Source organism: Bradyrhizobium sp. DOA1 (assembly GCF_001593325.1).
GTDB lineage: Bacteria > Pseudomonadota > Alphaproteobacteria > Rhizobiales > Xanthobacteraceae > Bradyrhizobium.
In genome coordinates this window covers 40,281-63,042 of the sequence record NZ_JXJM01000001.1, presented here as the reverse complement: position 1 = coordinate 63,042, position 22,762 = coordinate 40,281, and the positions used below count along the sequence as shown (strand labels likewise).

General features: G+C 64.4%; 22 protein-coding genes. 9 read left to right on the top strand and 13 right to left on the bottom strand.

Going from position 1 to position 22,762, the window contains the following annotated elements; translation table 11 throughout:
• Window positions 1–134: 134 nt before the first annotated feature.
• Together SE91_RS00300 and SE91_RS00295 are read right to left on the bottom strand one after the other, a co-directional pair.
• Window positions 135–863: a glutathione S-transferase family protein gene (locus SE91_RS00300; RefSeq protein ID WP_061846170.1), complete on the bottom strand. Its 729-nt coding sequence runs from the start codon at window positions 861–863 to the stop codon at window positions 135–137.
• 36 nt (window positions 864–899) lie between these two features.
• Window positions 900–1,172: a hypothetical protein gene (locus SE91_RS00295; protein WP_061846169.1), complete on the bottom strand. Its 273-nt coding sequence runs from the start codon at window positions 1,170–1,172 to the stop codon at window positions 900–902.
• A 126-nt stretch (window positions 1,173–1,298) separates the two neighbouring features.
• Here SE91_RS00295 and SE91_RS00290 point away from each other — a divergent pair, with 126 nt between their 5' ends.
• Complete coding sequence (locus tag SE91_RS00290) at window positions 1,299–1,997, top strand: helix-turn-helix transcriptional regulator (RefSeq protein WP_061846168.1); 699 nt, start codon at window positions 1,299–1,301, stop codon at window positions 1,995–1,997.
• 5 nt (window positions 1,998–2,002) lie between these two features.
• On the top strand, window positions 2,003–2,317 hold the full coding sequence (locus SE91_RS00285) for a YkgJ family cysteine cluster protein (protein WP_061846167.1): 315 nt from the start codon (window positions 2,003–2,005) through the stop codon (window positions 2,315–2,317).
• Here the strand turns inward: SE91_RS00285 and SE91_RS36780 are convergent.
• A complete protein-coding gene (locus SE91_RS36780) occupies window positions 2,314–2,712 on the bottom strand; it encodes a hypothetical protein (protein WP_061846166.1) in 399 nt (132 codons plus the stop codon). The two genes, SE91_RS00285 and SE91_RS36780, sit on opposite strands and share 4 nt — an antisense overlap.
• A gap of 353 nt (window positions 2,713–3,065) precedes the next feature.
• Window positions 3,066–3,413, bottom strand: coding sequence for a DUF3307 domain-containing protein (locus SE91_RS00275; protein WP_061850845.1), 348 nt, complete (start codon window positions 3,411–3,413; stop codon window positions 3,066–3,068).
• Window positions 3,414–4,247: 834 nt separating this feature from the next.
• On the opposite strand from SE91_RS00275, the gene SE91_RS00270 reads away from it, so the two are divergent.
• A complete protein-coding gene (locus SE91_RS00270; RefSeq protein ID WP_061850844.1) occupies window positions 4,248–5,033 on the top strand; it encodes an enoyl-CoA hydratase/isomerase family protein in 786 nt (261 codons plus the stop codon).
• Window positions 5,034–5,247: 214 nt separating this feature from the next.
• On the opposite strand, the gene SE91_RS00265 is transcribed toward SE91_RS00270, so the two are convergent.
• Window positions 5,248–5,886: a glutathione S-transferase family protein gene (locus SE91_RS00265; RefSeq protein ID WP_061850843.1), complete on the bottom strand. Its 639-nt coding sequence runs from the start codon at window positions 5,884–5,886 to the stop codon at window positions 5,248–5,250.
• Between the two features lie 87 nt (window positions 5,887–5,973).
• Here SE91_RS00265 and SE91_RS00260 point away from each other — a divergent pair, with 87 nt between their 5' ends.
• Both SE91_RS00260 and SE91_RS00255 read left to right on the top strand, forming a co-directional pair.
• Window positions 5,974–6,993, top strand: coding sequence for a helix-turn-helix transcriptional regulator (locus SE91_RS00260; RefSeq protein WP_061846165.1), 1,020 nt, complete (start codon window positions 5,974–5,976; stop codon window positions 6,991–6,993).
• A gap of 97 nt (window positions 6,994–7,090) precedes the next feature.
• On the top strand, window positions 7,091–7,342 hold the full coding sequence (locus SE91_RS00255) for a hypothetical protein (protein ID WP_060737992.1): 252 nt from the start codon (window positions 7,091–7,093) through the stop codon (window positions 7,340–7,342).
• Between the two features lie 56 nt (window positions 7,343–7,398).
• On the opposite strand, the gene SE91_RS00250 is transcribed toward SE91_RS00255, so the two are convergent.
• The 3 genes from SE91_RS00250 to SE91_RS00240 form a co-directional block, all read right to left on the bottom strand.
• Entirely contained in the window at window positions 7,399–8,346 is a 948-nt protein-coding gene (locus SE91_RS00250) for a fatty acid desaturase (RefSeq protein ID WP_061846164.1), read from the bottom strand.
• Window positions 8,343–9,377 carry an alpha/beta fold hydrolase gene (locus SE91_RS00245; protein ID WP_061846163.1) on the bottom strand — a complete coding sequence of 345 codons (1,035 nt, stop codon included), beginning with the start codon at window positions 9,375–9,377 and terminating at the stop codon, window positions 8,343–8,345. Before SE91_RS00245 ends, SE91_RS00250 begins: the two co-directional genes overlap by 4 nt.
• Window positions 9,378–9,536: 159 nt before the next feature.
• Window positions 9,537–10,340: a hypothetical protein gene (locus tag SE91_RS00240; protein ID WP_061850842.1), complete on the bottom strand. Its 804-nt coding sequence runs from the start codon at window positions 10,338–10,340 to the stop codon at window positions 9,537–9,539.
• Window positions 10,341–10,524: 184 nt separating this feature from the next.
• Here SE91_RS00240 and SE91_RS00235 point away from each other — a divergent pair, with 184 nt between their 5' ends.
• Complete coding sequence (locus SE91_RS00235; protein ID WP_061846162.1) at window positions 10,525–11,724, top strand: MFS transporter; 1,200 nt, start codon at window positions 10,525–10,527, stop codon at window positions 11,722–11,724.
• Window positions 11,725–11,745: 21 nt separating this feature from the next.
• On the opposite strand, the gene SE91_RS00230 is transcribed toward SE91_RS00235, so the two are convergent.
• Window positions 11,746–12,567: an outer membrane protein gene (locus SE91_RS00230; protein ID WP_197489401.1), complete on the bottom strand. Its 822-nt coding sequence runs from the start codon at window positions 12,565–12,567 to the stop codon at window positions 11,746–11,748.
• A 200-nt stretch (window positions 12,568–12,767) separates the two neighbouring features.
• Between SE91_RS00230 and SE91_RS00225 the strand changes: the two genes are divergently transcribed.
• A complete protein-coding gene (locus SE91_RS00225) occupies window positions 12,768–13,820 on the top strand; it encodes an AraC family transcriptional regulator (protein ID WP_245318243.1) in 1,053 nt (350 codons plus the stop codon).
• On the opposite strand, the gene SE91_RS00220 is transcribed toward SE91_RS00225, so the two are convergent.
• From SE91_RS00220 to SE91_RS00210, 3 genes are all read right to left on the bottom strand, one after another.
• Entirely contained in the window at window positions 13,817–14,824 is a 1,008-nt protein-coding gene (locus SE91_RS00220; RefSeq protein WP_061846160.1) for a zinc-dependent alcohol dehydrogenase family protein, read from the bottom strand. The genes SE91_RS00225 and SE91_RS00220 overlap by 4 nt on opposite strands.
• A 15-nt stretch (window positions 14,825–14,839) precedes the next feature.
• Window positions 14,840–16,453: an acyl-CoA synthetase gene (locus SE91_RS00215; protein WP_061846159.1), complete on the bottom strand. Its 1,614-nt coding sequence runs from the start codon at window positions 16,451–16,453 to the stop codon at window positions 14,840–14,842.
• 67 nt (window positions 16,454–16,520) lie between these two features.
• Window positions 16,521–17,288: a FadR/GntR family transcriptional regulator gene (locus tag SE91_RS00210; protein ID WP_061846158.1), complete on the bottom strand. Its 768-nt coding sequence runs from the start codon at window positions 17,286–17,288 to the stop codon at window positions 16,521–16,523.
• A 165-nt stretch (window positions 17,289–17,453) separates the two neighbouring features.
• On the opposite strand from SE91_RS00210, the gene SE91_RS00205 reads away from it, so the two are divergent.
• Window positions 17,454–18,659 (top strand): ABC transporter substrate-binding protein, encoded by a 1,206-nt coding sequence (locus tag SE91_RS00205; RefSeq protein WP_061846157.1) that lies wholly within the window; start codon window positions 17,454–17,456, stop codon window positions 18,657–18,659.
• 89 nt (window positions 18,660–18,748) lie between these two features.
• Here the strand turns inward: SE91_RS00205 and SE91_RS00200 are convergent, their stop codons facing one another.
• A complete protein-coding gene (locus SE91_RS00200) occupies window positions 18,749–21,802 on the bottom strand; it encodes an ATP-binding protein (RefSeq protein WP_061846156.1) in 3,054 nt (1,017 codons plus the stop codon).
• Between the two features lie 288 nt (window positions 21,803–22,090).
• Between SE91_RS00200 and SE91_RS00195 the strand changes: the two genes are divergently transcribed.
• Window positions 22,091–22,582 (top strand): hypothetical protein, encoded by a 492-nt coding sequence (locus SE91_RS00195; RefSeq protein WP_061846155.1) that lies wholly within the window; start codon window positions 22,091–22,093, stop codon window positions 22,580–22,582.
• Window positions 22,583–22,762: the final 180 nt, after the last annotated feature.

Genomic DNA, 22,762 nt, shown 5'->3' with positions numbered 1-22,762 from the left:
CTCAGCTCGTCATGCCCGGGCTTGTCCCGGGCATCCACGTTCTTTGAACCGAGCGCAATTACGTGGATGGCCGGGACAAGTCCGGCCATGACGGTGTGGAAGGTTCAGCGCCCCTCGCTGCCAACAGACGAGCGCTAAGCCGCCTGCCGCAGCGGCATCCAGGCGAACTCCGGATAGTACGCGTCCATCATGCGGTCGACATAGGCGGTGAGGTTCGGAAATCCCTCGGCGCGCTGGCGCAGGGGCGATTCGAAGAACGGCGTCAGGATGCCGGCGAGCGCGCCGAAGGCGGTGGCGTCGACGCCGCAGGGCTTGTTGCCCATCAGATAAGGCTTGTCACCGAGCTGCACCGAGAGCGCGAACAGCGAGCGCACCGCGAGATCGACGTCGTCATCGGGCGCATGGCGGCCAAGGCCGGAAAGCAGATAATTCTCGGCGACGCGGAATTGCGCATCCTCGCGCAGCTTCTCGCGGTTGTGCTCGGGCGCGCCGTCGAAGAAATGCGCCGGGCCCTTGGCGAAATTGACTGGATCGACCCAGCGCGCGCCAACCAGAGCCCAGTAGACGTGATGCTCGATCATCCGCTCAAACGCCCAGGCTTGCGCACGCTCCTGCAAAGATAGGCCAGCGTCGAAATCGAAGCCGTAGCGGCGTTCGATATGGGCGCGGATGAAGGTGGAATCGGCCACCGCCTCACCGCCGTCGTCGATGAAGGGCAGCTGCCCCTTGGGTGAGGCTGGCGGCATCGCCCGCTCCTTCCGATAGGGCAACTCCGCCATCTTGAGCTGCACCTCGGTCTTGGTGACGAAGGGGCTGATTTCCGGCAGGCCGAAGCCGGCGCCGAAGCCGTAGAGCGTGATCATGAAACCTCTCCTGAACCTGCCGAAAGCCGGCGGAACTTAACGGCCGGCTGCTGCCACCATGGTGGCAGCAGCCGTGATATCTTCTGCAAAGCGGGCGCCCAGAAAGGCACGGCCCATGACACGGCGAACGACATGGTGGACCAACGCGTCCGCAGCCCGGACCAGCGAGCGTGTCACCACGCCTGCAACTGCGAAACGGAGATCGACGGCCATGAGATCGAGCGAAACGAGGCGGCTGAACGCCCTCGCCTGCCACATTTGGGCGTGCCACAGCTGACCCGCCGGGCCGAAATGAGTTGGAATGATCATGGACAAATCCTCTTCAGTCGATGTGTTGTCCCGGTATAGAACTCCCCTGCTGCCAACATCCTGTCAGCAGCCGCGCGCCGCCTTCTGAAAAGACCACCGAGAAAAAGTAGCAATAAGATACCAGTCATGAGACGCGCCGACCGGCTGTTTCAGATCATCCAGGTGCTGAGGCGCACGCGTAAGCCGCTGACGGCGGACGCGATTGCGGCCGAGCTCGAGACGTCGAAGCGCACCATCTATCGCGATATCGCCACCCTGATCGGCCAGCGCGTGCCGATCCGCGGCGAAGCCGGCATGGGCTACATCTTGGAAAAGGGTTTTGACCTGCCGCCGCTGATGCTGACGCCCGACGAGATCGAAGCGGCGGTGCTGGGCGCACAATGGGTCGCGGGCCACGCCGATTCCGCGCTGGCGCGCGCCGCCGAAGATCTGATGGCCAAGATCGCCGACACCGTGCCCGAGCGCCTGCGTCCTTTCGTGCTGGAGCCGGCGAGCCGGGCGCGGCCGAGCTGGAACAGGGAGCCGGACCGTCTGGACATGGCGCGCACGCGCACCCAGATCCACGAAGGCAAGAAGATCATGCTGCGCTATCGCGACGAGCAGGGCCGCGCCAGCGAGCGCATGATCTGGCCGATCTCGGTCGGCTATCTCGAAGCCGTGCGCCTGCTCGCCGCCTGGTGCGAGCTGCGCAGCGACTTCCGCAGCTTCCGCACCGACCGCGTGGTGGAGGCATCCTATCTCGACGAGAAATATCCGGAACGGCGCGACGTGCTGCGCGCAAGGTGGCGGCAGAGCCTGGTCTGGGGTCCCCCGAAGGACACGTGACGACGATGGAAGAGATCGACCTGTCGAGCTGTTGCCAGAGTTGCGGCGCCTGCTGCGGCTATTCGCAGAACTGGCCGCGCTTCTCGGTCGAGAGCGACGAGGAGCTTGCCGCGATCCCGGAGGCGCTCGTCAATGCGCGTCAATCAGGCATGCGCTGCGAGGGCGATCGCTGCGCGGCCTTGCAGGGCGACATCGGAAGAGCGACGGCGTGCGGCATCTATGCGGTGCGGCCGGAGGTGTGCCGCACCTGCATGCCCGGTGACGCCGAATGCGCGATGGCGCGGCGGAAGTTCGGACTGCCGGCGATCGACGCCGCTTAGGCCGGGACCGTTTCGCTGATCTCGTCGTCGAGCTCGTCATCCAGCGGTGCCAGCACCGAGAGCGGCTTGGTCGACAGCGTGATCGGCTTGCGCCCGCCCGACAGCGACGGCGCGGATTTCGTCGCCCCTTCGCGCGACAGCGCGTAGAGCGTCGAACCGACGCGGCCGCCGTTCTCGATCAGGTCACGCTCGCTGCAGCTTGCAGCGATCGCGATCGCCAGCGAATGCAGATGGCTGCGGCGATAGCAGAATAGCGCCAGCCTGGCGCGCGCGTCAGGGGAAACACTCTCAACCAGCCTCGGCAAGCCACTCTCGCTGGCGCGATACATCTCGCCAAGGAGCTCGTCGCGAACCGGGCAGAAATCGCTTTCAAATGCGTCGCGGTTTGAAAACATTGCAGTTCTCCCTCGTGTACGGAAGATGCAGCGCAATTCTCTAATGAAAGGTTAACCACGCTGCCCGGTAGTCACCCGGGGTGGTTGCGCCCTGGCCGCGAATCGGAGGCGACTTGATAGGGTTTTCAAAAGCATCCACGGCGTCATGGCCGGGCATAGCCGTCCAAAGGACGGCGTCGCTTCCGCTCGCCTATGTCCCGGCCATCCACGGAAAGCCGAGAGGCACGGAGAACGTGGATGCCCGGGCCTTCGCCTCGCCGAAGCGGCTTCGGCCGCGCAGCGGGACAAGCCCGGGCATGACGATCCCTCGTGCTGATGGCGATTGCCTTTACCCGGAGGCCTAAAGGCGACCTTCAGTTCGCTGCCATGTAGATGGAGAGGCCGAAGCCGGTGAGGTGGTGCAGCGCCTGGTCGACGCCGATCAAGGTCCAGAACCAGGGATGGGCCAGGTCGACACCGAAATTGGCCGAGACGAACCCCTTGGCGCGGTCGATCGTGATGTGGATCACGAAGTCGATGAACGCCACGAACCAGAATCTCGGCGCCACGATCAGGATCAGCGGCAGCGCAACTAAGAGGTGAACGAAGCAATGCACCAGAAGCGGCAGGGCCCAGCCGTGCTTCTGGTCCTTGCCATGCGCCATCCAGGCGGTCTGCAGGACGAAATCGGCGATGATGTGCTTGAAGGTGAGCAGCAGCATCCAGCCAATGAGCGCGCCAACCGGAACCGCCGATGACATGGATGGAAACGACAAGCTGACGCCCTCATTGACGTGGACAAGAAAAAATTGGAGCGTTCAGCGCAACTTCTTCTTGGACCGGTCAAATCGCCGGGACGTGCGATTTATGACATCTCCCGCGGCGGAATGCAGCCGGGGGAACCGGAAAATCGCCAAGTGTGGCTAACTGGTGATAGGATGACCAATCGCCGCGGTGGCGCGGGGTAAGGTTACCCCCGGCTCGAAATTTGCATCCCGCTGCCTTGGCGCTATCATCGACGGCAGAGAATTTCGTTCTTTTTTCAAACGTTTACGAATTACAGGGCGCTCGCTGCGCTTTCCATGCCGCGCGCCGCCACCAAAGAATAAGGCCGGAGTGCTGCCATGAGTGCTGAAGGCCCATCGCCGACCGAGCCGGCGCCCCGGCGTCCCAAGGTGATCAAGACCAACCAGCAGCAGGTTTTCCTCTACGTCGTGCTGACCCTGCTGCTGTCGTTCGCCACCGTCTGGGCCGGCCGCACGCTGTTGCACAATTCGGAAACGCTTACCTTTGCCGTCGGTGCTGCCAACAGCGACGAGGCGCTGTTCGCGGCCAAGCTCGCCCCGATGCCGGCCACGCTGCCGGCGCTGTCGTTGACGGCCTCGGCCCAGGCGGGCACTTTGCAGCGAGAGGTCCAACCTTGGACCCAGACCAAACCGAGCCGCAGTCCTGCATGTCTCACTTCGCTGATCTCTGCCTTGGCCCTGTTTGCGGTTGCCACGGCCGGCCGCAACGATGCAAAACGCCCGCGCTCGAAAACAATAGTGGAGACAAGAATGTCGGATACAGCCGACGCAGCATCCGGCCCCGTGCTCGAAATCGATGGCGCACGCGCCACCATCCGCCTCAACCGTCCCAAGCATCTCAACAGGCTCCAGGCAGAGGATCTGGGCGAGCTGGTGAGACTGTTCGACCGGATCGAGACTGATCCCGCCATTCGCGTGCTGGTACTGACCGGCACCGGGCGCGCCTTCTCCGCGGGCTACGATCTCAATTCGGTGGCGGAGCGCGCCGTCAGCGCCCATGAGCAGCAGAGCGCGGGCTCGGCGTTCGAGGTGGTCGTCAACCGCCTCGAGGATCTCGGCGTTCCCACGATCTGCCGGCTCAACGGCGGGGTCTATGGCGGCTCGACCGACCTCGCGCTGGCCTGCGATTTCCGCATCGGCATCGACACCGCCGAGATGTTCATGCCGGCGGCCCGGCTCGGGCTGCATTATTACCCGAGCGGCATCAAGCGCTACGTGACCAGGCTCGGCCTCGACAATGCGAAGAAGCTGTTCCTGACCGCGCAAAAGATCAGTGCGCCGGAGATGCTGCGCATCGGCTATCTCACGGCGATGGTGCCCGTGGAATTGCTGGACGAGGAGGTGGAGAAGCTCGCGGCCGTCCTCGCCGGCAACGCGCCGCAGGCGATGCGCGGCATGAAACGCGCCATCAACGAGTTCACCCGCGGCGAGCTCGACGAAGCCGCCGCCGACCAGCGTCACCGCAACAGCATGCGCGGCACCGAGATCAAGGAAGGCATTAAGGCGTTTGGAGAGAAGAGAGCGCCGCAGTTTTGAGGATTGACCAAGGAGTACGAGGAGGCGCCTCATTCTCCGCTGTCGTCCCGGACAAGCGCAGCGAAGCGGAGCGCCGATCCGGGGCCCATAGCCACAGGGTGTGGTTATGGAAAGGGCTGGTAACTCCAAGTCTTCGCCAAACCAAATCCTGTGGTTATGGGTCCCGGGCTCCCGCTTTGCGCGCCCCGGGACGACGGCGCAGGTAGGACGACAGCTATCCCCCAACCGCCTTCGCGTGCTGCGCGGCCATCTCATCATCGGCCGCATTGATGCGCTGGAACGCAGGCCGCGAGGTCATGCGCTCGGCATAACGGACGAAAACGTCCTTCTTCGGCACGATGCCGAACATCATGGTCCAGCTGAGCGCCACGCCCCAGAGCACGTCGGCTGCGGTCATGCGCTCGCCGAGTAGGTACGGCCCTTTCGACAGCTGCGTCTCGAGCGCGCCCAGCATGGTGTCGTAATCGGCATAGGGCGATTGCGTGATCGGCGCCGGCTCGCGCTGCATGAATTTGTCGATCATGGCAGGCTCGAAAGATGAGCCGTAATAGGCGATCCAGCGCAGATAGGGCCCGCGCCGCGGATCGTTGAGGGCGGGCGTCAGCCCCGCCTGCGGAAACAGATCGGCAAGATAGATGGTGATCGCGACCTGCTCGGTCACCAGCGCCTCGCCGTGGCGGACCGCCGGCACCTTGCCGAGCGGATTGATGGCGAGATAGGCGGGCTGGCGCTGCTCGCCGGCCTTCATGTTGAGGACGTGCAGATCGTAAGGCGCGCCCAGCTCCTCCAGCAGCACCCGCGTGCCTGTGGCCCGGCTCTGCGGCGAGTAATACAGCGTGATGCGGTCGGTCATGGCGGGGATCCCATCTGGCGTTTGGCGATGGCGCAGCTTGTAGCGGACCATACCTGACATCCTGTGTCAGGTATGGTTTAAGGCATCATGCGCGCGAGCCGGATGTTGTCGATCCTCACCACCCTCCAGGCCAGGGGCCAAGTCACCGCGCCCGAGCTTGCGGAGGCCTGCGAGGTGTCGGTGCGCACGATCTATCGCGACATCGATGCGCTGGCAGCGTCAGGCGTTCCCGTTTATGCCGACCGCGGCGCGGAGGGTGGCTATCGCTTGCTCGACGGCTACCGCGTGCGGCTGAATGGCCTGTCGCAAAGCGAGGCTGGCGCGCTGTTCCTGGCGGGACTGCCGGGGCCGGCCGCGGCGCTCGGGCTCGACGCTGCGATGATCGCCGCCCAGAACAAGCTGATGGCGGCATTGCCCGCGAATCTGCGCGAGGACGCCGGGCGGATGCAGGAACGCTTTTACCTGGACGCGCCGGGCTGGTTCGGCGAGGCCGAGGATCCCAAACATCTGCGCACCATTGCCGGCGCGGCTCTACGGGGGACGCTGATCAAAATCCGCTATCAGAGCTGGCGCTCGGAGAAGCAGCGCCGGGTCGCACCGCTCGGCCTCGTGCTGAAGGGCGGCAGCTGGTATCTCGCAGGGCAGGTCGACCGCAGCGTGCGCACCTATCGCATCGCACGCGTGCTCGACTGCACGGCGCTCGACGAGCGCTTCGATCGCCCCGCCGATTTCGCTCTTGCTGCTTATTGGCAGACTGCGACACTTCGTCTCGAAACCGAGATGCATCCCAATGTCGCAATCGTTCGCCTGTCGCCGTTCGGCGTCAAGCTGCTCGACGCGCTGAGCCAGCCTTACGTCAAGGCGCGCACGCAGATCGAGGAGACAGTTGATGCCGATGGCTGGCGCATTGCGAAAGTGCCGGTGGGCAAGACGTCATGGCATGCGGCGTCCGAATTGCTGCGGCTGGGCCCCGAGGCCGAAGTGCTGGAGCCTGCCGATCTCCGCGACAAGTTGGCCGAGCTGACGCAGGCCATGGCCGCGCGCTATCGCACGGCGCCGAAAGCCGGGCGGCGGCGTACATCGCCGAGGGCGACGAAACAGTCCTGAAACACGATTCTCAGCCAACGGCGTGAACGCATTCTCGCTTCGACCCGACCGAGATGCAGGGACACAACAATGGCCCTGCGCCACATGGAGAATGAAGATGTTTCGTAAGCTTGCACTTGGTCTGATCGCCGCCGGTTCGCTCGGCGTTGCCGCCCTCGCGCCCACCGCGGCTTCGGCCGGCGGCTTCCATCACCATCATCACGGTCATCACCACTGGGGTCCCGGCTGGGGCGTTGGCGGCATCTACCTCAACACCGGCGTCAGCAGCTGCTATCGCGAACGCCTCGTCCAGACCCGTCACGGCCTGCGCGTTCGCGTCGTGAATGTCTGCGCCTACGGCATCTACTGATATCTCGCCGTCACGACAAAGCTCCGGTCGCGCCGCGACCGGAGCTTTGCGTTCAGCTACCCCGTCTGCCGCTGCCGGCGAAACCAAGCCCAGGTCTCGCGCGTCGTTCTGATGTAGCCGCGACCGCGATGGATGATCTCGCCGTCTACGATCTCGTTCAGCTTCGGCAGCGCGTGAAAGGGGATCGAGGGATAGGCGTGATGCTCGACATGGTAGGGCATGTTCCACGCGAACCATTTGACGATCGCACCGGTATAGGTGGTGCGGGTATTCTCGAAGGCGCTGCGGGTACGGTCGCAGCCGGTGTGCTCGGCATAGAGATAGGGCCGCAGGAAGAATTGCCCGATGACGAGCGGCAGGACCCAGACCCAGAGCAGCAGGGCCGAGGACAACCACAGCGACAGCGCGAAGAGCAGCGCATAAAGCGCGAGATAGGCGCGCGCCTCGCGTACGATGACGGCGCGCTTGTTCTCGGGAATCCAGGGGGCGGTGACCCTCCCGGTGACGGCGTGGCCGAGCATCAGCCGGAGACGAACGGCGACCTGGAGCAGGCCGCTATAGGCGATCGCAAGCTGGGTGTCGGATGTCGGCTTCACGCCAACGATCAGCTCCGGGTCCTTTTCCGGATCCTGCGTGTAGCGATGATGGTCCCAGTGAAACAGGCAGTAATATTCGTAAGGCAATCCGATCAGGAAAGCCGAGAGATTGCCCACGATCAGATTGAGGCTGCGGCTTTTGAACGCCGTCTTATGCGCGGTCTCGTGCACCGCCATGAACAGGAAGGCGACGACATAACCCTGCATGGCCATCAGCGGCAGCGCCCAGAGCACGCCATGGCGCGAGCTGACGATCCAGATCAGCGTGCCCATCAACAGGATCGCACCGTAATGGCCGAGGCTCTGCACGGCGCCCCTGAGATTGGAGCGAACCGACAGCTCGCGCAGCATTGCCGGCGTCAGGGGCTTCAGGCGATGACCAGGCTCTGAGACGGTTGCGTCGGTCATGATCGGAAGCCCACCTGTTTGCTGAGAAGCGCCGCGATCTCGGCCTTGATGAAGGCCTCATCGCGCGCATTGCCAACGGGATTGCCGGCACGATGGCCGTGCAGCGACGGGATCGGATGCAGCACGGCCGATTTCGCGTGGGTCAGCCGCCCGAGTTCGTCCTCGTTGTCGCGGACGTCGAAATAGCGATCGGTTGCGCCCGGCATCAGCAGCATGTCCGCCTTGATCGCCGCCAGCGCGCGATCGAGATCGCCTGCGAAAGCCGGGCAACCACTGATGTCCCCGCCTTGCCAGATGTCGATCTGCGCCAGGAGATCGTTGGCGTCGCGCCGCGCGAAGGTCGTATCCCAGGTGCGAACGAGATAATCCTCCAGCGCGGCGAAGCCGGCTTCGCGCCAGAGCTCATCGCGATAGAAACCATGCGACATGGCCCAGCCGGCATAGACCCGCCCCATCGCTCGGTAGCCAGCAATAGGTTTGTCGACGAAGCGGCCCTCACGGAAAGCGGGATCGGCGGTCAGAGCGGCCTTCACGCTTTCGAGGAAGACATGGTTATAAGGCGCGCAGCGCGCGCTGCCGCAGACGATCGCCGCGCGCGCGACCATGTCAGGATGCAGCGCCGCCCAATGGTAGGCCTGCATGCCGCCCATCGACCAGCCATAGACCAGCGCGAGCTTCGAAATGCCGAAACCTTCGGTGAGCAGCCGGTGCTGGACCGCGATCGCATCGTGATAGGTCAGCTTCGGGAACGGCGCGGCGGTGTTCGACGGCGACGACGACAGGCCGTTGCCGAACAGATTCGGAATGATGATGAAGTAGCGCGAGGGATCGAGCACGCCGTCGGGCCGGATCAACCATTCGGTGTCGAAATGCTGGGCGCTGAAGGAGGTCGGGTAGAGGATGACATTGTCCCTGGCAGGGCTCAGCGTGCCATAGGTCTTATAGGCGAGCTTCAGCGACGGAAAGACGGTGCCGGACTGGAGCGTGACGTCTCCGGCCTCGAAAATCTCGTAGTTGCTCGGCCCGCTCATGCGTCCATCTTCCGCTCACACGGCCGCAGAACGCGCCCGTCCAAACAAACGAATGCATCGATCGTGCCGGACCAGCAAACGCATCGTTGCGCCCTCGTCATATACTGTACCATTAGTACATTTATTTGACGAACGCAAGATGGGCAGCGACGCGCCGCCTCACGCGATGGCCGCGATATATCGCTCCACCGACGCCGCGAACGCGGCCTTGGCTCCGCCTGCGATATTGCGGCCCCACCAGGCGCCATAGATCCGGTCGAAGGCGTGCGGCTCCACCGCGGCTGCGATCCGCCGCACCGCGGCGGCGTTGAGCGGCATGTAGTTAGGGTAGGAATACATGAAGCTGACGAAGCGGCGGTCCATAGTCACCTGCGCGATATCGCCGGTGAGCAATGCGCCCGTGCCCTCCGCGCCGCCCGACCAGTGCAGCATGGTGGCGCCCGCGAAATGACCGCCGGCGCGCAGGAGCAACACTTCGTCGGAGATGCGCTGGCTCTCGCCGGTCCAATGCACGATCGACGCATGCGGCCGTGTCACCCATTGGCGATCGTCGGCGTGCAGATAGACCGGCACGCCGCCGAAGGCGTCGCTCCAATCGGCGAGCGCGCCATAGTAGTGGGGATGCGAGATTGCGATGGCCTTCAGTCCGCCGAGCAAACGCACATGCGCGATCGCCTTCGGAGTTGCCAGCGGCACGCAGTCCCACATCAAGCAACCATCGCCGAGCGGCACCAGCAGTGCGCGCTGGCCGATGGCGAAGCTCGGCTCGAGCGAGAGGCCGGTGAGGCCGAGATCGTCGCGCCAAACGACGCGGTGGCCTTCGGCCAGCATCGCACGCGTCAGGAAAATCTGCCCATTCCAACCCACATACTGCCGTTCGTCCTCGCAAATCGGACAGGATGCGGGCGGATGTCCGCTGTCCGGAAATTGTGCGCCGCAGGTTTCGCAAATCCAGAGTGGCATGGCCATGATCCTGGTTGAAACATCGCGAGTATGACATGACGTCGCGCGCCATGCGATCACAAGCGCGATCGGAACCAACGCGATGAGCACAGGTTAAGTTCTGGTCCGCCGCAGGCCCATTGGCCCGCACTCCCCGCCTCATGCGAGATCCGATTCGATCGGCAGCACCAAGTTCAGCGTCTCGATGACATCGCGCCCTTCAACGTCTCGTATCTGGCCACTGTTTGCGCTCAACTTCTTCATGGCCGACATGCAGTCGGGCATCGGGCCGTTCATCGGCGTCTTCCTCCAGGAGCGCGGCTGGGCGCCCGGTCTGATCGGCACTGCGATGACGATCGGCAATGTCGCCGGCATGCTGGTGACCACGCCGATCGGGGGCTTCATCGATTCCAGCCGCAACAAGCGGATGTGGGTCGTCATTCCCGGCATCTGCGTGGTCTCGGCCTCCGCGATCATCCTGATCTCGCAAAATTTCTGGGCGGTGACGTTCTCGCAAGTCGCGCAGTCGCTGGCGAGCGCCGCGATCGTGCCGGCGGTCACAGGCATCACGCTCGGCATTGCCAAGCAGAAAGGCTTCAACGCGCTCAACGGCCGCAACCAGGCGTATAACCACGCCGGCAACATGGTGGGCGCCGCGCTCTCGGGCTATCTCGGCTACAAGTATGGCTATTTTGCCGTGTTCGCATTGGCGGCCCTGTTCGGCGCCATCGCGATCGCCTGCGTGATGATGATTCCGGCCAAGGCGATCGACGACCGCGCCGCGCGTGGCTGCAAGGAGGACGATCCCGACAGCGCGCCCGACGCCTTCACGATGCTGCTCAAACATCGCGCGCTGCTGGTTCTAGCGCTGGCACTGGCGTTATTCCATCTCGGCAACGCCGCGATCGTGCCGCTCTACGGACTTGCCGCGGTGGCCGAGGGGCAAGCCAACGGACCGACCTTCGTCGCGACCACCGTGGTGATCGCGCAGGGCGTAATGGTCGTGACCTCGCTGATCGCGATGAAGGTCGCCAGCAAGCGCAACTACTGGCCGATCATCCTGGTCTCCTTCATGTTCCTACCCATCCGCGGCGTGCTCGCCTTCTTCGTCACGGGATGGTGGGGCGTCGTGCCGATGCAGGTGCTCGACGGCATCGGCACCGGACTCCAGACGGTTGCCGTCCCCGGCATGGTCGCGCGCTCGCTCAACGGCACCGGCCGCATCAATCTCGGCCAGGGCGCCGTCATCACCGTGCAAGGCGTCGGCGCGAGCCTCAGCCCCGCGCTCGGCGGCTGGATCGCGCAATGGATCGGCTATGGCCCGACCTTCCTGCTGCTCGGCGGCTTCGGGCTCGCCTCCATGGCGCTGTGGCTGGCCTTCGGGGCGACGGTGAAGAAGTATTGAGCTTCACCGCGGGCGCCCCCGTCACGGCGCAAATTGTCGGTTCAGGCCGATCCTGAATGTGTGCAGCTCGATGTCGCTGGCCGGCATGCTCGTTCCGGGAATCGACAGAGAGAGCTGGCGGCCGAGGTTGAGATACAGATACTCCGCCTTGAGCGACCAGCGCGGCGCGAACGACCATTCGCTGCCGCCGCCGACGGCATATCCGAGATTGTAACCGCTTACGGAGGCGCGACCGTCCAGCGCGCCCGGAAATCCCGCGATGATCAAATTGTTGGTCAGGCGTGCATGGCTGCTGTCGAGGCTCGCCTTGACATGCGCCCAGGCGAGACCGCCCGTCGCATAGAGCAGCCAATTGTTGCTGGCATAACCCAGGCGGCCGCGCAGCGTGCCGAGATAATCGATGTCCTGGGTCGCCGTCACGGTGCCGGTGTAGTTATCGAAATCGCCGACGAGGAAAACGGGTCGCAGCGCATAAGCGCCCGATGCCCGTCCGCCGATCCCGGCAACGCTGACGTCGGCTTCGACGCCGGCGACCAAATGACCGGCCTGCCAATTGTAGCCGGCCTGCAATCCGCCGAGCCAACCGGACTGATTGACACCGAGCGTGAACGGTGGAGATGCCGTCGACGTCGCATTGTTGACGCCAGGAAACAGCGCCAGAAGTGCGCCGGGGTCGACGGACGCAGCATTGCCATCGCCGGTGCCATAACCGGCGTGAACACCCGCGTAGAAACCGACCCAGCTGAAGACTGGAGCGGTATCGCCGGCCGTCGCAGGGGTGGCGGTCGCCGCCCCACAGCCAAGTGCCAGAATAGCCAGCAAACCCCTCGCACGGCGTGTCATCGAGTCATTTCCTTCCAATCGGCCAGTCATTGCGAGCGGGACAATAGGCAAGGCGGCAGTCGCGGATCGTGGGGAGCGGCGAAGCGTTGGATGGACTGACATGAAAACCGCCAAATCGGCTATCGTTTGTTGCGATCCGAGCACACGTCGCCGATCGCCTGGCTGCGGCACCTCGTCACTGGCTCAGCGCGCAGTTGCGAGTGGTTTTTCGCGCAATCGCGCATTTTCTGGTTGCCGCACCGCGACGCGCCGACGAGGATGCAATCCGCACCAAATCGCCAGCGCATGTCTTCCAGCGACCGATGACCCAGCCGCAACTCTCATTCGATGGCGATCCGAACGGTCCGGCCTATGAAGAATGGCGCGAGCAGTTCTGCCGTCGGGTGGCGAACGTTGATTTCGTGCCGGTCGGCGAAGGGCGCGTTCACCGGACCATTGCGCCAGCCATTCTTCCCCGGATCAGGCTCTCGGCCTCGTTCGGCACGCCGATGTCTTTCGTGTCGCTGGGGACGAACGACGAGTTGATCATTACGATGTCGCCCAATTCGGCCTTGAGCGGGGCCATGGGCAAACGTCCGCTGGAGGTCGCCGCCGGCGACATCACCATCGGCGATCCCTCGATCAAGGGCGCCTGCATCACCCAGATCAAGCACGGCAATTTCCAGACCGCGCTGCTGCCGCGCAAGGCGCTGCTGCGCGCGTGCCCGAATGCCGAGGACCTGATCGCGCAGTCGATCCCCGGAGCCAATGCGATCACGTCGATGTTCCTGCGATATTACGATCTCGCGCATGCTCATGCGGACAAGCTCGCGCCCGCAGAGCTCGATGCCGTCTCGCAACATCTGTTCGACCTCGCCGTGCTGATGATCGGGGCGCGCGGCGATGTCGCCGACGAGGCGCGGCTGCGCGGCCTTGCGGCGGCGCGTTTCCAAACGCTGAAATCAGACATTCTGGCGCAGCTGGACAGTCCCGCACTGTCGCTCACCGATCTTGCCGCCGCGCATCGGATCAGCCCGCGCACCATCCAATTGCTGTTCGAGCAGGCCGGCATCACCTATAGCGGCTTCGTGCTGGAGCAACGCCTGCTGCGCGCCGAGCGTCTGCTTCGAAATCCCGCCATGCGCACGCGCAAGATCATCGAGATCGCGCATCTGGCCGGCTTCCACGACGTGTCCTACTTCCACCGCGTGTTTCGCCGCCGCTTCGGGCAGACGCCTGATGACGTCCGGAAGCTGGCCGGCGACGCCGGCTAGCCAAACTCGAGCACGATCTTCCCGAAATGACCACCGTTCTGCATCAGGCGCAATGCATCCGGCACGGCGTCGAAGCCGAAGGCGCGGTCGATCACGGGCCTCATCGCGTTGCGCCCGATCGCAGCGGTCATGGCCTCGAACATGCGGCGGCTGCCGACAGAGAGTCCGATGACGTGCAGGTTCTTGGCGAACAGGCTCGAGATCGCGATCTGCTGCGAGACTCCCGTGAGGATGCCGATCACCAAGATGGTACCGCCGACGCGCGCGGCTTCCAGTGATTGCGCGAACGTGTCCTTGCCGCCGACCTCGACGATGTGGTCGACGCCGCCGCCGGTCCACGCCGCCGCGGCTTTGCCCCACTCCGGAACCGACAGATAGTTGATGGTGTGGTCGGCACCTAACGCCCTGGCGCGTTCGAGCTTCTCGTCGCTCGACGAGGTCACGATCACGCTTGCGCCGGCGAGCTTTGCAAATTGCAGAGCGAAGATCGACACGCCGCCTGTGCCCTGCACCAGCACGGTGTCGCCGGGCTGTACCTTTGCGTGTTCGAACAACGCACGCCAGGCCGTGAGGCCGGCGCAGGGTAGCGTTGCGGCCTCCTGGAACGACAGATGCGACGGAATGTGGCTGACGCCCTCGGCGTCGAGCACCATCACCTCCTGCAGGACGCCCGGCCGCGTGCCGCCGAGCGCGTAACGGCGCGCGGCTGCCGAAACTTCCCCATCGATCCAGGATTGGAAGAACATCGGACAGACGCGGTCGCCGACGGCGACACGGGTTACGCCCTCACCCACGGCGATCACTTCACCGGCGCCATCCGAGAACGGAATTAGCGGCAACCTGGAAACGCCGCCCTTGCCCTGCACGGTCAGCAGGTCGCGGTAGTTCAGCGATGCTGCCTTCATCCGCACGGAGACCTGGCCCGGGGCAGGCGTCGGCTCCGGCAGATCGGCCAGCTCCATCCCTTCGATCGACCAGTCACGCGCCACCTGCCAGGCTTTCATGGCAATCGCTCCGTTTCAGGTACCAAAATTTGTCTGGATCGCCTTGTCGAGCGTCTCGCCGCCGACGAAGCGCTGGCGCAGCTCGCGCTTCAGGAGCTTGCCGCTCGGATTCTTCGGCAGGCTATCGACGAAGATGACGCGCTTCGGCACCTTGAAATGTGCCATCTGACCGGCGCAATGCTTGATGACTGTTTCTTCGTCCAGCGCCTCGCCGCTCTTGATCACGACGATCGCGGTCACCGCCTCGATCCAGCGCGGATCGGGCAGGCCCACGACTGCGACCTCGGAGACGGCGGGGATGCGGTAGACCATCTCCTCGACTTCGCGGCTGGCGACGTTCTCGCCGCCGGTCTTGATCATGTCCTTGACGCGGTCGACCACGGTGATGTGGCCCTCGTCATCGACCGTGGCGAGATCGCCGGAATGAAACCAGCCGCCGGCAAACGCCGCCGCCGTCTTCACGGGATCGTTGTAATAGCCGGACAACAGATGCGGCGAGCGGTGCACGATCTCGCCGACCTCGCCGACCTTCACGTCTTCCATGGACGTATTGACCACCCGCGTCTCGACATTGAGCACCGGCTTGCCGGCGGAGCCGGCCTTGCGCAGCTGGTCTTCGGGCCGCAGCACGGTCGCGAGCGGCGCGATCTCGGTCTGGCCGTAGAAATTCCAGAACTTGACGTTGGGCAGGCGGCGCTGGAGCTCGAGCAGCACCTCCACCGGCATGATCGAAGCGCCGTAATAGCCCTTCTGGAGTGTCGATAGATCGGTCTTGTCGAAGTTCGGCGAGCGCAGCATCGCGATCCAGATCGTCGGCGGCGCGAAGAACGAGGTGATCTTGTGGGCCTGGATCAACGCCAGGATGTTGTCCGCGGTCGGCTTGCCCGTGATGACGCCGGAGGCGCCGAGATAAACCTGCGGCCCCAGGAACACGTCGAGCTGGGCGCAATGATACAGCGGCAGCGCGTGCAGGAATTTGTCCTCCACGCTCATGCCGCCGTCAATGATGCAGCTGACATACTGCCACATCACGGCTTCATGGGTCAGCATCGCGCCCTTGGGCAGCGACTCCGTGCCGCTGGTATAGACGATCTGCGCGAGATCGCGGCTGTCGACCGACGCCTCCAGGAACGAGCCGTCGGCATGCAGGAGATCGTCGAAGGTGGTGAGGCCCGCAGGCGCCGTCGCCGGATCCTCGCCCGGCAGCCAGATCATCTTCTCGACGGCGCAATCCTTCGCGCTAGCCGCGCGCGCCGGCTCGACGAAATCGGGGCCGGTCGCGAGCAGCTTTGCGCCGGAGCTCTTCAGGATGAAATTGATCTCGTCCGGATTGAGCATGAAGTTGATCGGCACCAGGACCGCGCCGATCCGCGCCACCGCGAAACGCAGTGCCGCGAAGGCATGCGAGTTGCGCGACAGCACCGCGACACGGTCGCCCTTCTTGACACCGAGGCCGAGGAGACCGCGACCGAGGCGATTGCAGATCACGTCCATCTCGGCGAAGCTCCAGCTCACCCCGCCGCAGCTCACCGCAAGCTTGTTCGGCTCACGCGCCGCCGAACGGCGCAAGAGATCGCCAATGGAATGCTCGCGTGCCTTCGCAATGATGGCTGCGGTGTCGCCGGTCATGTGTTCCTCCGTCTAACGTCTTTGTTTGCGGGATTACTTGATCGAAATCTTGCGTCTTGTTTTTGCGCTATCTGCGCCGGGCCGCCTGGGCGTGCTCCATGTACATGTGCTCGACCGAGCGATCGAGCGAGGCGATCTTCTCGAAGCCGCGCCGCCAGTCCTGCAAGTGCCGGCGCGTCCACAGCACGCCGGCCTCGCGGTCGCGGCGGCGGATCGCATCGATCAGATGGCGGTGCGCCGCGACGAGGCGCGGGCCACCTTCGGCAACGCCGCTGACGATCATCTCGGTGGTCGGATAGAACAATTGCGCGGCCGGCTCGCGCGCGAGCTGGAGCACACGGTTCTGCGATGCTTTTGCGACCAGCACGTGGAATTCGGCGTCGCATTCGGCGAGCATCGCGGGATCGCCGACCACCGCCTCGCTGCGCACGAGATTGGCCGCGAGCTCGGCGATGTTTTCCTCGCTCGCGCGCTCCACCGCGCCTTCGATGCTGGCGACTTCGAGCGTCATCGAGGCCTCGTAGAGCTCGCGAAAGGTGACCTCATGCAGGACCAGGGCGCGGCTGAGCCGGCTCGCCAGCTTGCTGTAGCGCGGCAGGCAGGCATGCAGTCGGCGTGAAGAATCGCGGCGGATCAGACCGCCTTCCTCCAGCACACGGATGCCCTCGCGGATGGTCGAGCGGTTGACGCCGAACTGGCGGACGAGATCGTGCTCGGTGCCGATGGGATCGCCCGGCTTGATGCGGCCATTGACGATCTCACGTTCGATGGCGTCGGCGACCTTCTGATAGGCCGGCGCGACATCGATGGGACGAAACAGCGGCGCGACAGGCAAGACGGCCTCCGATGTCGATTGTCGGACAAACTATATTGGGCCGCCAAGGGTGCGTCAAACTACATCACGTAAGCTGCATCCTGAATAAATTGACTCCGCGGATAGCTGCTTCTAACTTTGTCGGACAAAGGGACAGGATAGTCCCATGCAAGAGGAAACGTACTTATGAGACCTATCGCGGCACTCATGTCTGCGGCCGGCCTGCTGTCGGCTGCCCTGATTTCTCCCGTCTTCGCCCAACAGGCACCGCTCAAGATCGGCGTGCTCTCCGACTTCTCCTCCGTCTATTCCGACATCGGCGGCATGGGGAATGTCGAAGCGACGAAGATGGCGATCGAGGATTTCGGCGGGCAGATGTTCGGCAAGCCGATCGACATGATCAGCGCCGACGTGCTCAACAAGCCCGATGTCGCCTCCACCATCGCGCGCAAATGGTGGGAGACCGAGGGCGTCGACATGATCATCGACCTTCCGACCTCGGCGACCGCACTCGCGGTGATGGAGCTGTCGAAACAGTATGAGAAGATCATGATCGTGACGGATGCGGCGAGCTCCGACATCACCGGAAAATCCTGCTCGCCTTACACCGCACATTGGACCTACGACACCTACTCCAATGCGCAGACTGTCGGCAGCGCCATCGTCAAGAATGGCGGTGACAGCTGGTACTTCCTCACCGCGGACTACGTGTTCGGTCATTCCATCGAGCGCGACACGGGCGACGTGGTGAAGAAGGCGGGCGGCAAGGTGCTCGGCAGCGTCAAGCATCCGCTCAATACGGCCGACTTCTCGTCGTTCCTGCTCCAGGCCCAGGCTTCCAAGGCCAAGATCATCGGGCTCGCCAATGGCGGCGGCGACACCATCAACGCGATCAAGCAGGCCGGCGAATTCGGCATCGTCGCCGGCGGCCAGAACCTCGCCGCGATCGTGATGTTCATCTCCGACGTACACAGCCTGGGCCTCAAGCTTGCGCAGGGGCTGATCGTCACCGAAGCCTATTACTGGGACCTCAACGACAGGACCCGCGCCTTCGGCAAGCGCTTCATGGAGCGGGTCAAGCGGATGCCCACGATGAACCAGGCCGCGACCTACAGTGCGACGCTGCATTATCTCAAAGCCGTGCAGGCCGCGGGCACCAAGGACACCAAGACCGTGATGACCAAGATGCGCGAGCTGCCGGTGCGCGATGCCTTCACCGACAATGGCGTCCTGCGTGAGGACGGCCGCATGGTGCACAGCATGTACCTGTTCCAGGTGAAGAAGCCGGAGGAGTCGAAAGGACCGTGGGATTATTACAAGCTGCTCGCGGAAGTACCCGGCGACCAGGCGTTCCGCCCGCTCAAGGACGGCGGCTGTCCGCTGGTGAAGTGAGGCTCACAGGCGCGCGCGGCACGGCCGCGCGCGCGCGGCACGGCCGCGCGCGCCTGAACTGCCCGCAGCCGAGTGGCTCCAGCCGACCGTCAGGTCACCTCGTCACCGCTCGCGAGCATCTCGTTCAGCATCGCCTCGGCCTTGTGCTGAAGCGGCCGCGCGCCGTTTTCGGAGGCGATCGCGATGGCGGCACGCAGGGAAGCGCGGATGGCCGCCTTGCTTTCGGCATCGGAGGGCGGCGTCACCACGGCTTCGCCGAACAGAGCCTCGGCCTCGAGGCCCGAAAACCCCTGCTGCCGCGCCGTATTGCGGGCCTCGCGCAGCATGTTCTGAGCGGCCCTGACGTCGCCGGACCGGTGGGCGGCCAGCGCCAGATAGATCGAGCTGCGCAGCACCGCCGAGGTATATCCGACCGCCTTGGCCTCTTCGCGCGCCTCCGTCAGCATGCCCCGCGCCCGGTCGAACAGTCCCTGCTCCAGATAGGCGATGCCGAGATGGCAGGCGAGCACCGGCACGAACAGGCGGATGCCGTGCTTCTGCGCGAGCACGAACCCGTCTTCGAGGATGGACGCAGCGGCGGCCGGATTGTTCTGCCCGAGCTTCAGCCAGCCGCCACTATAGGCGGCGGCGACGCGGTCATAGGGACGGCCGGTCTCCTCCGCGATCGCAGCGGCTTCGCGCTGGAGCTGCCCGGCCGCATCGAGCTCACCCATGACGGTGTGGGTGAAGCTCTTCATCATGCAGCAGAGCAGCAGCAGATAGCTCGGCGTCGTCCCGATCGGAGCGCGGGCTTGCGGACCCGCCAGCTGGGTGCGCGCCAGCGCCAATGTCCGTTCGGCTTCGGGGTAGCGGCCGGCGAGGAAATAGGCCTGCCCGAGACCGTACCGGGCGAGATTGAGCCAACCCGGGTTGTCCCATTCCTGAGCGAGGCGGACCACCTCTTCCGAGACAGCGACGGCTTCGACCGGCGCTCCGTAGAAGTTTTGCGCGCCGGCTCGAACCGTCATCGCGGCGACCTTGCGTCCGATATCGTCGATCCCGTCCGCCCGCCGTTCGGCATCCATTCCGAGGTCGAGCCACTCGGCGACCTGGCCGGACGCGATGAACGCCGCGCGGGCCTCCATCCTCAGATCGATGGCATCGGCCTCCCGCGAAGGCGTCATCGGCGTCTTGTCGAGCGAGCCCATCGCAATCTCGAAATAGCTGGCCGCGTCGGAAAACGCCGACCGGCTCAGGCATTTTCGCCCTGCGCTCTTGCCGTGACTGAATGCCTTGTACCAATCGCGGGCCCGCACGGCGTGATAGCACAGCGTATCGGGTTGATCTGAGCCTGCTCCATCGCCCTCCAGCCTCGCAAGAATGCGCGCGTGGATGCCTTCGCGCACCTTCTCGACCATCGAGTCATAGGTCACCTGGCGGACCATCTCGTGCCGAAACTCGAGCACATCGTCCAGTTCGCTGTCGATCCTCACCAACAGCTCGGCGCGATCGAGCGCCGCAAGGCAATCCTGAAGGACGCTTTCGGGCAGCTCGGCGAGGTCTCGCAGCGTGGCGACGCTCGATCGCCGTCCCAGCGCCGCCGCGATCTGCAGGATGGCGCGCTCCTGGCGCGACACGCGATCCAGGCGCGCCGCGATCACGCCCTGGATGCTCGATGGAATGCCCAGCTCGTCGATCGGACGCATCAGCGCGAGATCGCCCCACTGGCCGTGGAGCGTCCCGCTGTCCCGCAAACCCCGGCACACCTCCTCGATGAACAGAGGGACATTCGCCGTGTGCGAGATGATGCGATTCTTCAGATCGTCGTTGGCCGCGGAGGGTCCGAGCATGTCGGCGAGCATGGCCAGCCCGGAATCGTCGTCGAGGGGTTGCATCGCGACGACCTCAGCATGGCAGCGCGCAATCCACACCGGCATGCCGTTGGGCCTGGAGGTGAGGAGGACGAGAAGACCTGGTGCCTGAAGCGACGCCATCGTGGCCATGACCGCATCGCTGGCCCGATCGATCCAGTGCAGATCCTCGAGCAGAAGGATGGTTCGTTGACGACGCGCGATGCTCTCGATGACGGCGCAGCTTGCATCGGAGATCGCGCGCCCCCGGGCGTGAGGCTCGAGCTGGGACCAGCGAGGATTCGTCGTCGGCAGATCGAGCACCGCGTCGAGGGCGCATTGCGCAATCTCTCCGAGATCCTTCCGCGGATCCGACGGGCTGTCGGGATCCTTTGCGGCGGCCTCCAGGGCGGACAGCAGAACGCGCTTGAGGGTGCTGAACGGGGCCCCCTTGAGGTTCGGGCTGCACTCGGCGTTGATCAGGCGCCAACCACGGGATCTGAGCTCCTGGACGAATTCGTGCGCGAGCCGCGATTTGCCGATGCCCGCGTCGCCGAGCAGCAGGACCGTCCGCCGGCCCGTTCTGGCGCTCTCGACGGCACGGGCCAGCAATGCCCGCTCCGTCGTACGATCGACGAACCGCGAGACGCTGCGGGCACGCCGCACCCGCCAGCTCGACAAATCGCTCGCCCCCACGATGCGGTAGACCGGCACGGCCTGATTGAAGCCGCGCAGCGGCTTGCCGCCGAGATACTCGAATCGGACATGCCCTTCGGCAAGCTCCTGGCACGCTTTCGACACGTAAATCTGATTCGCCTCCGCCGCAGATTCCAGGCGGGCGGCCAGATGCTGGGCGGCACCGCCGATCTCGTAGACCTTGGAAAACTCGCTGGAGACCATGTAGGCGACGACATGGCCCGAGTGCAGGCCAACCCGGACCTGAAGCCCGGGATCGCCCAAGCCGACGACACGCCGGACCAATTCGATCGCTGCATGGCAGGCCAGGGGGGCATGATTGTCGTCCGCGATCGGGGCGCCGAACACCGCGGAAATGCCGTCGCCCAATTCCTTGCTGACGATGCCTCCGAACTGGCGCACCGCGCCTCTCATGGCGGCCAGCGCCGGCTCCAGGCGCGAGACCGCCTCCTCCGGATCGAGATCGGCGACGAGTCCGGTGGAATCGACGACGTCGGCACGGAGAATCGTCACGAACCGGCGTTCGTTGTCCGGCTCGGAACGGCGCACGGCCACCCCACAATTGGAGCACCAGCTATCGCCTGGGTCGATCGCCGACTGACACGCGACACACTGCATTTCCGTGCCTTCAAAAGCTGCAGCGCCGTCGCTTGTCGACCGGCGCTCGCAAGGAGCCCGGCGCAAGATTACCCATCGAAAGAGTCATGGCAATCGAACTTGCACGCCGTATGGCACCATCACCGATCCGCAGCTCTCTGGACGAAGCACAATTTCGAGTGATAGCAATTGCACGCGCGAAATATGGGGCCGCGCGTTCTAGGGGCGCCGCGGCTTTTCTTCTGGCCGACGAGCTTTGCTGGGCTGCACGTCACCCCGATTGATTAGAACATATCGAAGGGCAAGGCGATGGGCGGCAAGACATATAGCGGCAAGGCGTTCAGGGAATTGATGAACAGCAATTACTACCCCCTGGCGAACATGAAGAGGAGCGTGGCCAAGCTCAAAGCGTCGGACGACATCGATCTGCCGACCCTTGAATATGGCCAGTACCACCTGATCCTGACGCCGCCATCGAAATGGCCGCAGGGAAGTGCCAAGTACTGGCACAAGGAGAAGGGCCGGGCTCGTCTCGACCTCAGCACCCAGCCGAACACGGTCCCCCTATCGCGGGACGAGCCCGGCGTGATCCCCCTGACGCGATGCGACCTGCTCGATGCCTGCGTGCGGAAGTGCTTCAACTCCGAGCCGCCGATCCCGATGAAGACCAACATCATCGTCCATGCGCCGAATGACGCCTATGCCCACCGGCACGAGATCCGGCTGGAATGGGAATACAAGAAGGGCTCGGACAAGCCGACACTGCTCCATCTGACGATGGTCTGTCCGCACAGATCGTGATTGGAAGCGTTCTGGCTTGTGCGGACATCATCATCGCACGCGGGTGATATGCCGGGACTGTGGCGGGTCGCCGGTGTCCACCTCCCGTCACGGGCCCGTCGCATGAAGATGATCCGCTTCGGGGGCGGACGGGAAGGCGATCAGGGAGTTTTGAGGGAGCCCCGTCCCGGAGCTTTCAAA

Bases quoted from the DNA above. Each gene is read 5' to 3' on its own strand.
- SE91_RS00300 (WP_061846170.1), bottom strand. From the start codon at position 863: ATGATCACGCTCTACGGCTTCGGCGCCGGCTTCGGCCTGCCGGAAATC.
- SE91_RS00295 (WP_061846169.1), bottom strand. From the start codon at position 1,172: ATGATCATTCCAACTCATTTCGGCCCGGCGGGTCAGCTGTGGCACGCC.
- SE91_RS00290 (WP_061846168.1), top strand. From the start codon at position 1,299: ATGAGACGCGCCGACCGGCTGTTTCAGATCATCCAGGTGCTGAGGCGC.
- SE91_RS00285 (WP_061846167.1), top strand. From the start codon at position 2,003: ATGGAAGAGATCGACCTGTCGAGCTGTTGCCAGAGTTGCGGCGCCTGC.
- SE91_RS36780 (WP_061846166.1), bottom strand. From the start codon at position 2,712: ATGTTTTCAAACCGCGACGCATTTGAAAGCGATTTCTGCCCGGTTCGC.
- SE91_RS00275 (WP_061850845.1), bottom strand. From the start codon at position 3,413: ATGCTGCTGCTCACCTTCAAGCACATCATCGCCGATTTCGTCCTGCAG.
- SE91_RS00270 (WP_061850844.1), top strand. From the start codon at position 4,248: ATGTCGGATACAGCCGACGCAGCATCCGGCCCCGTGCTCGAAATCGAT.
- SE91_RS00265 (WP_061850843.1), bottom strand. From the start codon at position 5,886: ATGACCGACCGCATCACGCTGTATTACTCGCCGCAGAGCCGGGCCACA.
- SE91_RS00260 (WP_061846165.1), top strand. From the start codon at position 5,974: ATGCGCGCGAGCCGGATGTTGTCGATCCTCACCACCCTCCAGGCCAGG.
- SE91_RS00255 (WP_060737992.1), top strand. From the start codon at position 7,091: ATGTTTCGTAAGCTTGCACTTGGTCTGATCGCCGCCGGTTCGCTCGGC.
- SE91_RS00250 (WP_061846164.1), bottom strand. From the start codon at position 8,346: ATGACCGACGCAACCGTCTCAGAGCCTGGTCATCGCCTGAAGCCCCTG.
- SE91_RS00245 (WP_061846163.1), bottom strand. From the start codon at position 9,377: ATGAGCGGGCCGAGCAACTACGAGATTTTCGAGGCCGGAGACGTCACG.
- SE91_RS00240 (WP_061850842.1), bottom strand. From the start codon at position 10,340: ATGCCACTCTGGATTTGCGAAACCTGCGGCGCACAATTTCCGGACAGC.
- SE91_RS00235 (WP_061846162.1), top strand. From the start codon at position 10,525: ATGACATCGCGCCCTTCAACGTCTCGTATCTGGCCACTGTTTGCGCTC.
- SE91_RS00230 (WP_197489401.1), bottom strand. From the start codon at position 12,567: ATGACACGCCGTGCGAGGGGTTTGCTGGCTATTCTGGCACTTGGCTGT.
- SE91_RS00220 (WP_061846160.1), bottom strand. From the start codon at position 14,824: ATGAAAGCCTGGCAGGTGGCGCGTGACTGGTCGATCGAAGGGATGGAG.
- SE91_RS00215 (WP_061846159.1), bottom strand. From the start codon at position 16,453: ATGACCGGCGACACCGCAGCCATCATTGCGAAGGCACGCGAGCATTCC.
- SE91_RS00205 (WP_061846157.1), top strand. From the start codon at position 17,454: ATGAGACCTATCGCGGCACTCATGTCTGCGGCCGGCCTGCTGTCGGCT.
- SE91_RS00200 (WP_061846156.1), bottom strand. From the start codon at position 21,802: ATGCAGTGTGTCGCGTGTCAGTCGGCGATCGACCCAGGCGATAGCTGG.
- SE91_RS00195 (WP_061846155.1), top strand. From the start codon at position 22,091: ATGGGCGGCAAGACATATAGCGGCAAGGCGTTCAGGGAATTGATGAAC.